The 231-nt window shown below is 43.3% G+C and carries 1 protein-coding gene; it reads left to right on the forward strand.

Annotated features, from left to right (window positions below; translation table 11 throughout):
• Positions 1-231: hypothetical protein (locus AAEY83_RS18890; RefSeq protein WP_351061779.1), on the forward strand; the 231-nt coding region annotated here is incomplete at both ends.

Below are 231 nucleotides of genomic sequence, written 5' to 3' on the forward strand. Positions count from 1 at the left end.
CCACAGCATTGGTCAGTTAATCTATTGGCATAAATGCAGTGGCGATCACATTCAAGTACGTGAGCACGAGCCGTTACGCTGGTTACTGATTAACGACACTCTTCAATCTGTTATTGATTTAAATAACCCGGATTTATTACTTTTTCCACATTTATTATGCCTAGGTAAGCATTGGCAGGCTCTTAAGCCGCCACAAAAAGTGTTAGAACTAGGCCTCGGCGGCGGAGCAAT

The organism is Psychrobacter sp. TB20-MNA-CIBAN-0197, assembly GCF_040309765.1.
GTDB classification, from domain to species: Bacteria; Pseudomonadota; Gammaproteobacteria; order Pseudomonadales; family Moraxellaceae; genus Psychrobacter; species Psychrobacter submarinus.